This is a genomic window from Roseibium sp. (assembly GCF_050301095.1).
In the GTDB taxonomy this organism is placed as follows: Bacteria; Pseudomonadota; Alphaproteobacteria; order Rhizobiales; family Stappiaceae; genus Roseibium.
Genome location: NZ_JBNKYW010000053.1, coordinates 21,736 through 36,633, shown reverse-complemented (window position 1 = coordinate 36,633; position 14,898 = coordinate 21,736). Strand labels below are relative to the sequence as shown.

Genomic DNA, 14,898 nt, shown 5'->3' with positions numbered 1-14,898 from the left:
CAGGGGAGAGGGAAAAAGCGTGGACCCGATTAGCTGGCTTCTTCGTATTCGGCTGAAAGCACCAGCCACTCCTCTTCCGTTTTCACCAGTTTCTTCTCACAGAAAGCGCGCTCCTTGGCGAACTTTGTCGCCCGTTCAGGTTCCCGGGTGAAAAAGTCCGGATCGGCGAGGGCCTCATCGAGTTTGTCGATCTTCTCCTGAAGGCGTGCCATTTCCTTTTCTGCCGCCTCGATTTTCTGCTTCAGCGGCTTGAGCTGGCTGCGCTTGAGCGCCGCTTCGCGGCGTTTTTCCTGAGCCGATGCCTTCTCTGCTTCTTCGGCGGCCGCCTTGTCACGGGCTTTCTGGACCGCATCCGGTCCTTGCAGGATAAGGCGCCGGTAGTCCTCCATATCGCCGTCATAGGGCTCGACCTTGCCGTTGGCTACAAGCCACAACCTGTCCGCGCAGGCTTCAACCAGGTGCCGGTCGTGGCTGATCAGCACGACGGCGCCCTGATAATCATTGAGGGCCATGACAAGCGCCTCGCGGCTGTCGATATCCAGATGGTTGGTCGGCTCGTCGAGGATCAATAGATGCGGACCGTCGAAGGTGGCGAGCCCCAGCAGAAGTCGCGCTTTTTCACCGCCGGACAGGTCTTTTGCAGGCGTCTCCATCCTGTCGGTCGGCAATCCGAAGCGGGCAACACGGGCGCGCACCTTGGCTTCCGGGGCGTCCGGCATGAGCGTGCGCACATGGGCAACGGCGCTTTCCGCCGGTCTCAACTCGTCGAGCTGGTGCTGGGCGAAAAAGGCGATCTTGAGTTTGCCCGCCTTGGTGATGTCTCCGTCCATCGCCCCGAGGCGACCTGAAATCAGCTTGGCGAAGGTGGACTTGCCGTTGCCGTTCGCGCCGAGCAGCGCAATCCGGTCGTCATTGTCGATGTTCAGCGTCAGCCGAGACAGGATCCTTGTGTTCCCGTAACCGGTCGATACACCTTCCAGCTTGATGATCGGTGGTGCAAGCTGGCTCTCCGGGTCCGGAAAATGGATCGGCTTGCCGCTTTCTTCCGTCAGGGCGGAGATCGGCTGCATCTTCTCCAGCATCTTCAGGCGCGACTGCGCCTGGCGGGCCTTGCTGGCCTTGTAGCGAAACCGGTCGACAAAGGCCTGCATGTGCTTGCGCTGGGCGTCCTGTTTCTCCTTGGCCTTTTCCGCCAGGATCATCGCTTCGCGGCGCTGCCGGTCGAAGCTGTCGTAGCCGCCGGAATAATAGGTCAGCTTGCCGCGCTCCAGGTGGACGATGCTGTCGACCGCCTTGTTGAGGAGATCCCGGTCGTGGGAGATCAGAAGTACCTGATGGGGATAGCGGGCGACATAGTTTTCCAGCCAGAGTGTGCCTTCAAGGTCAAGATAGTTGGTCGGCTCGTCGAGGAGCAGAAGATCCGGTTCCGAGAACAGGACCGCCGCCAGCGCGACCCGCATGCGCCAGCCGCCGGAGAAGGACGAGCATGGACGTTGCTGGGCGGCGGCGTCAAACCCCAGGCCCGACAGAATGGCCCCGGCGCGGGCTTCTGCCGTGTGCGCGCCGATATCCGCGAGACGGGTGTGAATTTCGGCTATCCTGTGCGGATCGCTTTCCGTCTCCGCCTCTGCAAGCAGCCGGCTGCGCTCCTTGTCGGCGGCGAGCACAACTTCCATCAGGGTTTCTTCCGTTCCCGGCGCTTCCTGGGCCACCTGGCCGATGCGGGCACGTTTGGGAATGTGAACCGATCCGGTTTCCGTGGACAGGTCACCCGTAATGATCTTGAAGAGCGTGGATTTGCCCGCACCGTTTCGCCCCACGAGCCCTGTCTTGGCCCTGGAGGGAAGCGTGACGCTGGCTTTGTCGATCAGGAGACGGTCCCCGATCCGGTAGGTAAGATCAGTGATTTGCAACATGGGCCGGATGTTTGGCGGACCGGGCCGGAGTATGCAAGAGAAAAGCCGGGCCGGCGCAGAGAACGGAGCGGGCTGTGGCAATGCTGCACAGCATGCCCGGCAATCTTCAATTCCGGACATGCCTTTCTGTCGTTCGATACCGCTTGGAAGAATGCTCAGTCTTCCGCTGCTAGGCTATCCAGGTAAAGTTCCGCAAAGCCCGCCAGCAATTCGTGGCAGAGAATGACCTCTCGCGTGTCGGGATCCCAGAAGGCGTTTTCCATTCCGCATGTCTTGGCCCGGAAGGTGATCATCTCGGGCAGCTGGTAAAACGTGTCGATTTCCCGCGCAACCAGCTCCATCAGGGTGCTCTCCTTCAGGAAGAGAGCAAGCGGTTCCAAGTCCGCCTGAGCCGGGTCGTATACGATCTTGATTTTGCCCGCAGGCGTTTCGCTGTCACGCACGAACGGGTCAGTGGTCACTTCCCAGGAGGCAGATACCTGTTCGTAGTCGATGCTGCAGGTCTCAATCCGCTCTTCCGGCAGTCCAAGTTCCAGAGCGAGGTCGATGAAAGCCTCTTCATCGGACCCGACCATCAGGCACAGCATGCGATAACCACGCTGCTGGTCCAGATCGTGCTCGTCGTAGAAGACAAGGTTGTCGTAATTTTCGTCCGCGATCAGGAACCAGCCCACCATGGCGTTGGTCAGGAAAAGGTCCATGTCTTCCGAGCCTGCGGCAAGCATGGAAACGGTCGCAAGATTATCTACGGCATCCTCTTCCTGGGCCAGGACCGGCAGACCCAACTCCGAGACCAGCATGTGCCCGCTCTCGTGATAGAGCGTGAAGAGCGTGTTGCCGGCGACAAAGACGAACAGTTCGTTCAAGTCTTCCGTGGACAGGTCTGCGAGCAGTTTTTCAAGATCTCGTCCCTCCCGCGCCGAGGCCGGGTTCTGAAAGCCGAAGGTCCCAAGCCACAGAAGCAGAGCCGCCGTTCCAAGGTATTGGGGCAGTCGGTGGACGAGGGCAGCCAATTTTGTCATTGATTTGAGGGCTTTCTCTGAAGTGCGGTAACCGCATACGCGCTGATTGAGCCCAGAATATTCGCGCCGATCCGTCTTTGCCAGCAGGATTAACGCTTGCTCGCGGCCGATTGACTTCAAAATGTCATGTCGGCGCCCCCTTGCGGGCAGGCCAGCCCCCCGTTATTAAGGCCGCGAAATTTGAATTGACCGGTCCGGCAGCTCCGCCTGATCGCTCCCGAAACGAGAAAGACGATAACATGGCGATTGAACGCACGTTTTCCATGATCAAGCCGGACGCCACCAAGCGCAATCTGACCGGCGCCATCACCGCCAAGCTGGAAGAAGCCGGCCTGCGCGTGGTTGCTTCCAAGCGCGTGTGGATGTCCCTGCGCGAAGCCGAAGCTTTCTATGCCGTTCACAAGGAACGTCCGTTCTTTGGTGAACTGACCGAGTTCATGTCGTCCGGCCCGACCGTCGTTCAGGTTCTGGAAGGCGAAGACGCCGTCGCGAAAAACCGTGAAGTCATGGGCGCGACCAATCCGGCAGAAGCTGCCGAAGGCACTATCCGCAAGGAATTCGCCCTGTCCATCGGCGAAAACTCCGTCCACGGATCCGACGCTGCTGAAACCGCTGCCCAGGAAATCGCTTTCTGGTTCTCCGGCACCGAAATCGTCGGCTAAGCCAAAATCGGACATTTGTTCGGAAAGCCGGTCCCTCGGGGCCGGCTTTTTGCATTCTGTCCCGGTTACAGCCTGATACACATTCCCACAATTGGGCGACAGCCTTCCGGGATCCGGTACGGCATATTGAAATTGTCGTGGCATTGGATTGGGAGAGACAGTATGCGCTTTAAACTGGCGCTCGCCGGTGCACTGATTGCGTTTCCGGCAGCCGCACATGACAGCTCGGCTCCGATAAGCGGAGAAGAGCCTGCCGAACACAGCCATCTGAGTGATGAATTCTGGAACCTTTTCCTGCCCGAAGCAGAAGCTTCCGCGGATATAACCGTTGACGGCAATACCCGGCACATTCAGGGCAACGGTTATCCCGTCAAACCGCCGGGGCGGTTTCCGAACCGCAACAATCCACACCGGATCTCCAAGAAGAACTACAATTTAAAAGTGCCTCTGGTTCCACGCAAGACCGGCAGGGCGACCAATGCGCATGGTTCTGTCTTCGGGATTGCCGTCAACGGCGTGGTGATGGATCCGGGCACGGCCGAATTCTGGCAGAACAACCGGCGGTCGGGCTGGAATTACGAAGCGCTGGGCGGCGCCTGCAAGCTGGGCCTCGACAAATACAATGCCCATGTGCAGCCCGACGGCACCTACCATTATCACGGGGTCCCGACTGGCGTTGTCGCGGCAAGCGGCGGCAATTCCGTTCCTGCCATGATCGGCTATGCCGCAGACGGGTTTCCGATCTACGGACCCTACGGCTATTCCGACCCGCAGAAGAAATCCCGGATGAAGAAGCTGAAAAGCAGCTACCGAGTGAAAAACGGTGCCCGGCCGGGCGGCCCGGGCGGGCGCTACAACGGCAAATTCACGCAGGACTGGACTTATGTGGCCGGCGCTGGCGATCTCGACCAATGCAATGGCCGTTTCGCGGTCACACCGGAATATCCGCACGGTACCTATCACTACGTCCTGACAGATACGTTTCCCTTCATCCCGCGCTGCTGGATGGGGTCACCTGACCGGAGTTTCATGCGCTTGAAGCGGCGGGCGGAAAACGAGGGTGTCGAGCCGGAAGACAAACCTGCGACGATCGACTTCGCCGCAATGAGCGACAACAGCGAAGCTGCCGTGACGCTCATTCAGTCGCAGGGCGGCCGTCCGCCGCAGTTTCTGCCCGGAGGGCGTCCGCCGCCGCAGGGGCTCGGTCCGCGCCATGGCGGCCCCCAAGGGGCAAGACCTCCGGGTGGCAGGGCGCCTTGCAGCGGTAGCTGAATACCCGGGTTTGGGATTGGCGTTGGCAAGTTCGGGCCGGCATCCCCATATTGTTACGAGGACAATTGAGGCGCTTGACGGCGCCTCTTCTTGTTCTTCATAACCTTGGCACGACGTCAGCCGAGTGGACCGAGATGACCCAGCAGCCTCCCAAAAGCACCTTTTCCGCCTGTCCGCACGACTGCCCGTCGACCTGCGCGCTGGAGGTTCATTTCTACCCGCACGGCGATGTCAGGCGCCTCAACGGCTCCAAGGAAAACGACTATACCGCCGGTGTCATATGCGCCAAGGTCGCCCGCTATGCCGAGCGGCTCTATCATCCGGAGCGCCTCATGAAGCCGCTGCGTCGGGTGGGCAAGAAGGGCGAAGGCCGGTTCGAGGAGATTTCCTGGGAGGCAGCGCTTGATCTGATCGCGGAAAAGTTCCTGGCGGTGGAGGCCGAATTCGGTGCGGAAAGCGTCTGGCCCTATCACTACGCCGGCACCATGGGGCTGGTTCAGCGCGACAGCATCCATCGGCTGCGCCACATCAAGGGTTATTCACGCCAGTTCGACAGCTTCTGCACCAACATGGCCTGGACCGGTTATGTCGCCGGAACCGGCAAGCTTGCCGGACCTGATCCGCGCGAAATGGCCGTGTCCGACCAGATCGTGATCTGGGGCACCAATCCGGTGGCGACCCAGGTCAACGTGATGACCCATGCCATCGCGGCCCGCAAGAAACGCGGCGCGAAGATCATCGTCGTCGACGTCTACCAGACCGAAACGATGAAGCAGGCCGATATCGGCCTGATCCTGAAACCGGGCACGGATGCGGCACTTGCCTGCGCCATCATGCATGTCCTCTTCCGCGACGGTTTTGCCGACCGGGCTTACTTGGAAAAATACACCGATTGCCCTGAGGAGCTGGAAGCGCACCTGAAGGACAAGACGCCGGAATGGGCTGCCGCTATCACCGGTCTGAAGGTTAGCCAGATCGAAGAGGTGGCACGGCTGATCGGTGAGGTGAAGAAGACCTTCTTCCGCCTGGGCTATGGCTTTACCCGCTCGCGCAACGGCGCGGTCGGCATGCATGCGGCAGCCTCCATCGCCGCGGTGACCGGCTGCTGGCAGTATGAGGGCGGCGGCGCCTTCCACAACAACGGCGCCATCTACGAGCTCAACAAGGAGATGATCGAGGCGACGTCCTTGAGGGACCCGTCCATCCGCGCCCTCGACCAGAGCCTGATCGGCCGTATCCTGACCGGTGACGAGACGGCGCTCCTCGGGGGAGGGCCGGTCAAGGCGATGCTGATCCAGAACACCAACCCGATGTCCGTTACTCCGGAGCAGGATCTGGTGCGGGAAGGCTTTGCACGGGAAGATCTCTTCACCGTCGTGCACGAGCAGTTCATGACCGAAACCGCGCAGATGGCTGACATCGTCCTGCCCGCCACCCAGTTCCTGGAGCACGACGACATCTACAAGGGCGGCGGTCATCAGTACCTTATGCTGGGTCCGAAGGCCGTTGACGCGCCGGATGGACCACGCGAAAATCTTTTTGTTCTCAATGAGATCGCCAGGCGCGTTGATTCAAAATATCACCCGGGCACCGATATGAGCGCACGCGACCATATCGACTGGATGCTTCGGAATTCCGGTTATGGCACGCTAGAAGAACTCGAAGCATCCAAATGGATCGACCTGCAGCCGGATTTCGAGACCGCCCATTACCTGACCGGCTTCGGCCACGCGGACGGCAGGTTCCACTTCAGGCCGGACTGGGGCCGCTCCGCCGCGCCCAACAAGCCGGACGGCGAGCCCTTCGGGCCGTGGAGGATCATGCCGCAACTGCCCGATCAGTGGGACAGCATCGAGCTGGCAAGCGAAGAGCACCCGCTGCGCCTGGCGACCTCTCCGGCGCGCTCTTTCCTCAATTCCACGTTCAACGAAACCGACAGTTCCCGGAAGAAAGAAGGCCGTCCGGAAGTCTGGATACGCCCGGAAGACGCGACCCGGTTCGGCATCGAGGATGGCGCCAAGGTGAAGATGGGCAACACACGCGGCGTGGTGACGCTTCATGCGCGGCTCGTGGAGACCGTCGCCCCCGGCACGGTGATCTCCGAGGGCATCTGGCCGAACGATGCTTTCGAGGACGGTCGCGGCATCAACACGCTCATCGGCGCCGACCCGGTGGCTCCATACGGCGGCGCGGCGTTTCACGATACGGCAGTGTGGGTGCGAGCGGCATAAGACCAATGCTGCGGGTTGTCGGGGCGTAGTTTGTGAGTTTGCGGCCCATCCTTCGAGACAGTGCTTCGCACTTCCTCTGGATGAGGACGAGTGCGCTGCTTCGCTGAAGTCTGCCCTCTCTACCGCCTCATCCTGAGGAGGCCGGAAGGCCGTCTCGAAGGATGGGCCGCTAGCTCCAGGTCTCTTGCGGAATTTGAAGAGAAAAGGCGGTGCATCACCCGTCCGCTCGCACTGCCTGCCACCCACAAGCCAGTCTGGTATTCGGCATGGGGCCCCTGAATGTCAGGTCTGAGATTCCAGGCGTTCATGTCCGGCGTGATCTGCCGGCCTTCCCACAGGAGTAAAGCCCCGCACGATCATTTTTCCGGGAGGCCCGCCTTTTGCAAGGCTTCGGCGTAGCGTTTGCGGTCTTCGGCTTGCGCGTAGGCAACCTGGCCGTAAGCATCCCGCTGGACGGTGCTGCCCGGTGCGAGCCGCAGGGCTTCGGCGATCGCCGCCTGCGCTTTGTCGATCTGGCCGAGCGCTGCGTGGCAGGCCGCAAGACAGCGCATCGCGGTGGCGAAATTGGGCCGCTCGCGCAGCGCCCGTTCCTCCGCGGCGACGGCTTCGGCGTAACGCCCGGCTGCGAAATAGGCGAGCCCGGCGAAATGCAGGTAGGAAAAGTTGAAGGGATCGCGCGGACTCATTCTGAGCGCCCGCTCGACAGCCTGAATAGCCTCGTCGGGGTGACCGCCCAGGGCAAGCGCCGCCGCGACATTGCCATGGGCCAGCGCAAAGTTCTCGTTGAGCTCAATTGCCCTGCGATACCAGGCGATGGCGTCGTCATAGCGGCCGGTGAAACACTCGACATAACCCGAGGCAAAGTGGCTCCATGGATCGTCGTCGTCGAGTTCGCGGGAAACGCGGGCGATTTCCCGGGCCGCGGCGACCGTGGTGTCGAAGTCCGCCCCGAAGAACAGGCGCCGCGATTCCGCAAAGGCAAGGACACTGTGTGCCTTGGCATAGCCGGGGCTTGTTGCGATTGCCTGACGCAGAAGTCGGCACGCCTCGTCGGTGTCCTCGCCTGTTTGCCGTCCTAGATGCCAAAGGCTACGGATCACGCAGCCCCAGGCGTCAAGGCTTTCCGGCGGTTTGCTCTGGATGCGATGGATCTCGGCCGCCTGGAGCTGCGGTCCGATTGCTCCCACGACGCTTTCGGTTATGTCGTCCTGCACCGCGAAGATATCGGTCATCTGACGGTCATAGCGCTCGGCCCAGAGATGATTGCCGGTTTCTCCGTCAATCAGCTGCGCCGTGATGCGCGCCCGGCCGCCGGCCAGGCGTACGCTGCCTTCCAGGACGTAGCGCACGTTGAGTTCGCGAGCGACATTGCGGATGTCCGGCGAACTGCCCTTGTAGGAGAATGTCGAGTTGCGGGCGATCACGAAGAACCAGCGCAGCTTCGAGAGAGCGGTGATGATGTCCTCCGACATGCCGTCGGCGAAGAACTCCTGATCCGGATCGCCTGACATGTTCTGGAAGGGAAGCACCGCGATCGACGGCTTGTCGGGTGGCGTGAGGTCCGGAACAGGAAGCGTGCCCGCCGGCTCCATTGCGAGTTCGATACGGTAGATCCGCATGGGGCGGGGAATGTTTTTCAACGTCTGCTCTCCACCATCGGTGAAGACAACATCGACCTTGCCGTCGACCTGACGCCAGGCATCTTCGGAGAGCACGATGCCGCAGGCGGGCGCAATTCCTTCCAGGCGCGCCGCGATGTTGACGGCGTCGCCGTAAATGTCCCCCGCGTCGAGAAGAATATCCCCGACATGAATGCCGATGCGAAAGGCGATGCGGCGATCCGCGGGTTCCGACGCCTCAGCGGTCAAAAGCGCGTTCTGCACCGCAACCCCGGCCTCCACCGCAGCAACGACCGAGTCGAAAAGAGCGAGCATGCCGTCGCCGGTCAGCTTGACGATCTCTCCGCCGGCTTCTGCAATCGCCGGGTCGATCAGCTCACGACGAAGTTTCTGCAGGCGGGCGAGCGTGCCTTCCTCGTCGGCGGCCATCAGGCGCGAGTAACTGACCATGTCGGCTGCGATTATTGCCGCCAAACGGCGTGCCATCCGTGGGCCTCCCAAGCGAATTTCTCCTGATTATTGCATAGGAGCTCTCCGCGGGGTCACTAAAACAGATAATTACGCTGCCGTCCCTTCCGCGCTGCAGCGGCGGAAATACACCCCGTCAAATCATCACCGACATGCTTGAACCGGTGTTGTCGCACCTTGATCGGGGCGCACAAAAAAGGCGGTGCATCGCCCGTCCGCTAGCACCGCCTGCCACAGTCAAGTCAGTCTGATATCCGGTATGGGGCTCCTGGATATCAGCTCTGACTCTCCTGGGCGTTCATGTCCGGCGTGACCAGCCGGCCTTCCTGCGCCTTGTAAAAATACTGGCTTGCCACCAGCCAGCCTTTCAGGGGGCGGAGGAGGGGAATGCAGGTGAGCAGTATCAGCGGCAGGGTGGTGATGAGATGCACCCAGTAGGGGGCCTGGAAAGCGATCTCCAGCCAGATGCCGAAGGCAACGGCGGGCACGCAGCCGAAGCAGATGACGAAGAAGGCCGGGCCGTCCGCCGGATCGGCGAAACTGTAATCGAGACCGCAATGATCGCATTTCGGCTTCAGTGTCAGAAATCCGTCGAACATCCGGCCTTCACCGCATCGCGGGCAACGGCCCCTGATGCCGGTTTGGACAGGAGGAAGTTTGGGCCAGTCTTGTGTTGTTGTCATGGTGTGCCCTTTGTGCCGGACCGCGATGGGATTGAGGCAGATGCCCTGTCAGTCAATGCTATAATGACAGGAAATGAATGCAATCAAAATAGAAAATGATTCCGGCAAAGCAAGTCCCCAGGCTGCGGCAAATTGGCCGCGGGCGCTGGCCGCCGCTGGTTTGCGGTGATCAAAAGAAGGCGGAGGCGCTTTGCGGTGAGGCCTGCAAGGTGCGGGCCATGACCTCCAGCGCCTCTTTCAACCCGGTCCTGTCCAGCGGTCCGCCAAGGCAAACCCGCACCGCCTCCGGCGCGGTTCCCGAGACCGTGAAGGCATCGCTTTCCGCAATGCCGATGGGTTGGCCACGCATCTGTCCGGCAAGGCTGGACCGGGTCCAGCCTGCCGGAAGCCGGAGCCAGAGATGGAAACCGTCGGGATCGGCCTCGAAGGTCTGGTCTTTCAGTATGCCGGCCGCCAGCGTCTGGCGGGCGGTGCACTCCTTGCGAAGATATGCGAGCAGCGCTTCCGCCGTTCCGTCTTCGATCCAACGGGTTGCCAGCGCTGTGGAGAGAGGTGAGGTCATCACGCTGAAAGTCCGGACTGCGCGGGAAAACTGCCAGGCGGCGTTTTTGTCGGGCGCAAGAACATAAGCAAGCCGCAGTCCGGCGCCGAGAGACTTCGCCAGCGAACCGATATACCAGGTCAACTCGGGCGCAATCGCCGCAAAGGGCGGAGAGGCAGTCCGGCTGAGCTGGCCATAAGCATCGTCCTCCAGGATCGGTACGGCGTGCTTTCGGGCGATTGCCGCCAGCGCCCTGCGCCGGGCGTGAGGAACCGTGCGCGTGGTCGGGTTTTGCAAGGTCGGGTTAACGTAAAGCGCCTTCAGGGTGCCGGACAGGCAGGCGGCTTGAAAGGCGTCCGGATCGATGCCGTCGCTATCCGTTTTCAGGCCCTGAAGTTCCAGATGTTGCTGGGCGCAGATCGAGCGGATGCCGGGATAGGTGATCTCTTCACAGGCGATCCGGTCACCCGGTGAGGCGATTGCCGCAAGAATGCCGCTCAGCGCCGCCTGGGCGCCCGGAGAAAACTGGATCGCTTCCGGTTCCGGCGAAAGTCCCACGCCGCTCAGCCATGAACAGGCAGCTTGGCGATCCGGTTCCGACGCTTCGAGCGTCTGATAACGCATCAGGGGAACCAGATCGGCGGAGAGCGACGCAAAACCTTGCTGAAGCCGCTCGATCAAATCCGGGGCCTGCACCTCCGGCGGCAGGTTCATTGTAGGGTCGGGTGTGCGAGGCCGGCGTGGATCCGAAGTCGCGGACGAGGTGGTGCGCGCGGAGGAGGGGGGGGTGACGTAGGTACCGCTGCCGACCTGAGAAGAGATGATGCCACGGCGGCGGGCCTCCGCATAGCCGCGCGCGACCGTGGTGAAGTCCAGGTCCAGCAGGCCCGCGAGTTGCCTCTGTGCGGGCAGCCGGTCCCCCTGTTTCAACTTGCCCTTCCGGATGTCCGCATCGATGGCATCTGCAATGGCAAGATAGCGAGGTGCGTTGCTGCCGGTCAGGTCGGGGCACCAGTCGGTCATTTATGGGTCGATCTCTCTAAAATTGACTGTATAATGACTGTATATCGTCTGGGGGCTGGTTTGTCACCAACTCTGTGATTGTCCGGGATGACGGGAGAAGCGTTTGACGACAGTGGTCCGATGCAACTCCTTTCCGGCGGGAAAATAAATCGACCTACTCCCGCTCCAGCACCTCGACCGACAGCACCGTCGGCAGGTGCCGGGCAATTTCCTGCCAGCTCTCGCCCTCGTCGAGGCTGGCGAAGATGGAGCCGGTGTTGGTGCCGAAATAGAGCCCGGCCGGGTCGCGGGTATCGCCCGCCATCGCCTGACGCAGCACGGTGAAATAACAGGCCTCCTGGGGCAGGCCCTTGCGCTTGGCCTGCCAGGTCCGCCCGCTGTCGGTCGATTTCCAGACGGCAGCGGCCGCATCCGGCGGATAACGGCCTTGCGCATCTCCATTCAGCGGCAGTGTCCAGACCGTCTGCGGATCTCTCGGGTGGACACGGATCGGGAACCCGAAGGTGGAAGGCAGGCCCTCGGTGATGTCGTCCCAGCTGCGCCCGCCATCGGCGGAGCGCCAGACGCCATGGTGGTTCTGCTGGTAGAGAATGTCGCCGTCCCCCGGTGCCCGCATCATGTTGTGAACGCAAAGCCCGGTCTCTCCGTCGCGCGGAGCCGCCGGATGCGCATGGCCCTCGCAGGCCGCCGCGTTCGAAAGGCGGTTGCGCCGTTCCCAGCTTCGGCCGCCATCCTCGCTTGCAAAGACGCCAGCCGCCGAAATGCCGATCCATAGCTTTTCCGGATGGGCCGGATCGGAAACGATCGTGTGCAGCACAAGGCCTGCCGCGCCCGGGTTCCAGCTCTCCGCGGACGGATGATTGGCAAGAGCATCCAGATGTTCGAAGGTTCGGCCACCGTCCCTGCTGGCCAGAAAGCGCGCCGGTTTGGTGCCGGCATAAACTGTGTTCCCTGCCAGCCCGAGTGACCAGATTTGAGAAAAATCATCTTCGAAAGGTAGCGGTTCCGGGGTCCAGTTGAGGAATTTGGCCGTTTCCGGGTCGTTCGCGGCCCAGTCGTCCAGAGTGCCCTTGGTGAGGCGGGTAAGCTCCCAGCTTGCACCGCCGTCTTCCGAGCGCCAGACACCGGCGCCGTTCCAGTCTCCGCCGCCGCCGGCGTAGAGCGTGCCGGTCCCGGGGTCGCCGATGACGTGATTGATCGGCCAGCCGTCGCAGAAGGGTCCACTGACCTTCCAGCCATGCCGCTTCACCCCGCCCGACACCAGGAATGCTCCCTTGGTCGTACCGGCCAATATGGTCAATGTCCCTTCAGCCATCCCGCTACCCTCCAATCAGGCGAAGGATACCATGGATGCGGTGGCCGCCGTTTGAAATGCCAGATTGTGCCGGAGCGGCGGACTTTGGGGTTCCGCGGATGTCCGCGGTTTTCAATGAATGGAAACTGTAATCCAGATCACAACGGGCAGTTCAGAATTGTGGCCAAATGAAGGCGGGCGAAAGAAGCGGAGAAAATCAAATGCCGTCTCGTTTTGATGACTTTCTGAAATCGGTTGTTGAATTCGCAGTTGCCGCGCAGGCCGCCGAAGCTGGCAGAAAAGCAGACAAGTATATTAAGGCACAGGTCTACATTTACACCGCGCAGGTTGAGGCTGCCGGGCACTACAAGACCGCCGCGCACATTCAGGCCGCAAGAAACGCTGTTTTTGCAGGTTGTGTTGCCCTTTGCACTATGTATGTCGGCGGATTGATCATGGGTGCGTTGTTCCGGGGGGCTGCCGCCGGGACGGCAGCCGCGGAAGGAGCCGCCGGTGCCGCCGTGGCAACCGAAGGCGCGGCAGCGGCGGAAGCGAATGCCCTGGTTCAGGCCTTGCGCGCCAGTTGGCAAGCCAGCGGCCTTAAAGCATCCACGGTTGCGCTGACGTTTGCGGAGAAAACCGCCATTGAAGTCTGTCTCGGCATCCCGATACGCGGATTGATCGGCTGCCTCGGAGCGATTGTCACCGAGTGGCACAACGGACGGGAACACTGGTCTTCGGTATCCAAGATTCCCGCACTTGCCATGGGGGGCGTTCTCAGAACCGGACCGGCTCTCGGTTTTCTCATCGGGTCTTTTGGTTCGCAGGCGGAAAACAGGCAGCGGGAGGAATTTGAGCGCCAGATCAAGACCGAGGCCGCCAAGCGCCTGATAGAAACAACCCTTGCCGACTATGCTTCGACACTTGGCAAGTCGATAAAGAATTGTGGTCGCTACGGAGAGATGGTTCTGGCGCCGCCGTTGGATATCGACAGCAAGGTGCGCGAACCCATGCAGCGGGAAGTCGACCGGATTACGGACCGGTTCGTTCGTGAGCAGACCGGCTTTTTCGGCGGCCCGGAGCGCGACGAGGTCTATGCCAGCGTCTATGGAAGCCTGGGTGCGGAGATTTGGGCACCGGTGGCATCTGATACCACCCGTGCCTTCATCTTTCTGCAGCAGGAACTGCAAAGGAAAGCAAAAGCCATGGATGCGGCCTTTGTGAACTGGTCGCGCAGTTTTTGAAAACCCTCTCAACGCGATACGGACAGGGGAGGGGCACAGTGTTCGCGTCCACCCTGTCCGGCTGTGTCTTTCCCGCCGGCCTGCTGTTTCGACCTCGACTTCGATTTCACCTACGACACCGTGACACAGGGGCTGCTGATCGGTCTTGCATATACTTTTCAGGAAGTGCCGACGTATTATCCGTTCCAGCCTTGCTCACATGGGGCCGGGTACGCGCAGCCAAAGGTGCTTGCTCTTCGGGTTGGACACCCGAGAGGTGCTGATGAACGCGGTATTGATTGAAGTTGGTGAGGAATGTCAGAGCCTTCCAGGCAGAGCCATTGGGAAAACGTCTACACCGTCAAGGCGGAGACGGACGTCAGCTGGTTTGAAGCGAATGCGGACGTATCCCTTGACCTCATCTCCAGATACGGAGCGGACAAGCACTCCCTGATCGACATCGGTGGTGGTGCCTCGCGGCTGGTGGATGCCTTGCTTGCCGAAGGCAAATTCCACGAAATTGCCGTCCTGGATCTTTCGTCAGCTGCGCTGGATGTCGCAAAAAAGCGGATCGGACCAGCGGCCCGAGCCATCGAGTGGATCGCTGAAGACGTGACCAGATGGACACCGGTCAGCACCTATGACATCTGGCACGACCGGGCTGCCTTTCATTTTCTGACCGATGCCGCCGACAGGACCGCCTATGTAACCCGCCTCAAGCAGGCGCTAAATCCCGGCGGACTGGTCATCATCGCAACCTTTGCGCCCGATGGGCCGGAGCGCTGCAGCGGATTGCCCGTGGTCCGCTATAATCCGGAAGCTCTTGCAAAGGTCCTCGGGCCGGACTTCGAGCTGGTCGACGAGCGCAGTTATGTTCACAAGACCCCCTGGGGTGCCGAACAAAGCTTTCAGTTCAGTGTCTTGCGCCGGATTGCCTGACGTTC

11 protein-coding genes are annotated in these 14,898 nt (G+C 61.2%); 5 read left to right on the top strand and 6 right to left on the bottom strand.

Annotated features, from left to right (window positions below; translation table 11 throughout):
• Positions 1-29 precede the first annotated feature (29 nt).
• Both ACQY7U_RS04645 and ACQY7U_RS04640 read right to left on the bottom strand, forming a co-directional pair.
• A complete protein-coding gene (locus tag ACQY7U_RS04645; protein ID WP_428642473.1) occupies positions 30-1,916 on the bottom strand; it encodes an ABC-F family ATP-binding cassette domain-containing protein in 1,887 nt (628 codons plus the stop codon).
• Positions 1,917-2,071: 155 nt separating this feature from the next.
• Positions 2,072-2,938, bottom strand: a complete 867-nt coding sequence (locus ACQY7U_RS04640) for a DUF4344 domain-containing metallopeptidase (protein ID WP_428642470.1) — start codon at positions 2,936-2,938, stop codon at positions 2,072-2,074.
• Positions 2,939-3,177: 239 nt separating this feature from the next.
• On the opposite strand from ACQY7U_RS04640, the gene ndk reads away from it, so the two are divergent.
• From ndk to ACQY7U_RS04625, 3 genes are all read left to right on the top strand, one after another.
• Complete coding sequence (ndk, locus tag ACQY7U_RS04635) at positions 3,178-3,600, top strand: nucleoside-diphosphate kinase (protein ID WP_428642467.1); 423 nt, start codon at positions 3,178-3,180, stop codon at positions 3,598-3,600.
• Between the two features lie 162 nt (positions 3,601-3,762).
• Positions 3,763-4,872, top strand: a complete 1,110-nt coding sequence (locus ACQY7U_RS04630; RefSeq protein WP_428642464.1) for a YHYH protein — start codon at positions 3,763-3,765, stop codon at positions 4,870-4,872.
• Between the two features lie 134 nt (positions 4,873-5,006).
• Positions 5,007-7,103, top strand: a complete 2,097-nt coding sequence (locus tag ACQY7U_RS04625) for a molybdopterin-containing oxidoreductase family protein (protein WP_428642584.1) — start codon at positions 5,007-5,009, stop codon at positions 7,101-7,103.
• A 356-nt stretch (positions 7,104-7,459) separates the two neighbouring features.
• Here ACQY7U_RS04625 and ACQY7U_RS04620 read toward each other — a convergent pair whose 3' ends face one another.
• The 4 genes from ACQY7U_RS04620 to ACQY7U_RS04605 form a co-directional block, all read right to left on the bottom strand.
• Entirely contained in the window at positions 7,460-9,208 is a 1,749-nt protein-coding gene (locus ACQY7U_RS04620; protein ID WP_428642461.1) for a tetratricopeptide repeat protein, read from the bottom strand.
• A gap of 257 nt (positions 9,209-9,465) precedes the next feature.
• The gene (locus tag ACQY7U_RS04615; protein WP_428642458.1) at positions 9,466-9,873 is read right to left on the bottom strand and encodes a DUF983 domain-containing protein; all 408 of its coding nucleotides are present in this window, start codon (positions 9,871-9,873) and stop codon (positions 9,466-9,468) included.
• A 169-nt stretch (positions 9,874-10,042) separates the two neighbouring features.
• Positions 10,043-11,437, bottom strand: a complete 1,395-nt coding sequence (locus tag ACQY7U_RS04610) for a PLP-dependent aminotransferase family protein (RefSeq protein WP_428642455.1) — start codon at positions 11,435-11,437, stop codon at positions 10,043-10,045.
• 154 nt (positions 11,438-11,591) lie between these two features.
• Positions 11,592-12,752 carry an exo-alpha-sialidase gene (locus ACQY7U_RS04605; RefSeq protein WP_428642453.1) on the bottom strand — a complete coding sequence of 387 codons (1,161 nt, stop codon included), beginning with the start codon at positions 12,750-12,752 and terminating at the stop codon, positions 11,592-11,594.
• Positions 12,753-12,952: 200 nt separating this feature from the next.
• Between ACQY7U_RS04605 and ACQY7U_RS04600 the strand changes: the two genes are divergently transcribed.
• Together ACQY7U_RS04600 and ACQY7U_RS04595 are read left to right on the top strand one after the other, a co-directional pair.
• Positions 12,953-13,975, top strand: a complete 1,023-nt coding sequence (locus tag ACQY7U_RS04600; protein ID WP_428642451.1) for a hypothetical protein — start codon at positions 12,953-12,955, stop codon at positions 13,973-13,975.
• A 294-nt stretch (positions 13,976-14,269) separates the two neighbouring features.
• On the top strand, positions 14,270-14,893 hold the full coding sequence (locus ACQY7U_RS04595; RefSeq protein ID WP_428642449.1) for a class I SAM-dependent methyltransferase: 624 nt from the start codon (positions 14,270-14,272) through the stop codon (positions 14,891-14,893).
• Positions 14,894-14,898 lie beyond the last annotated feature (5 nt).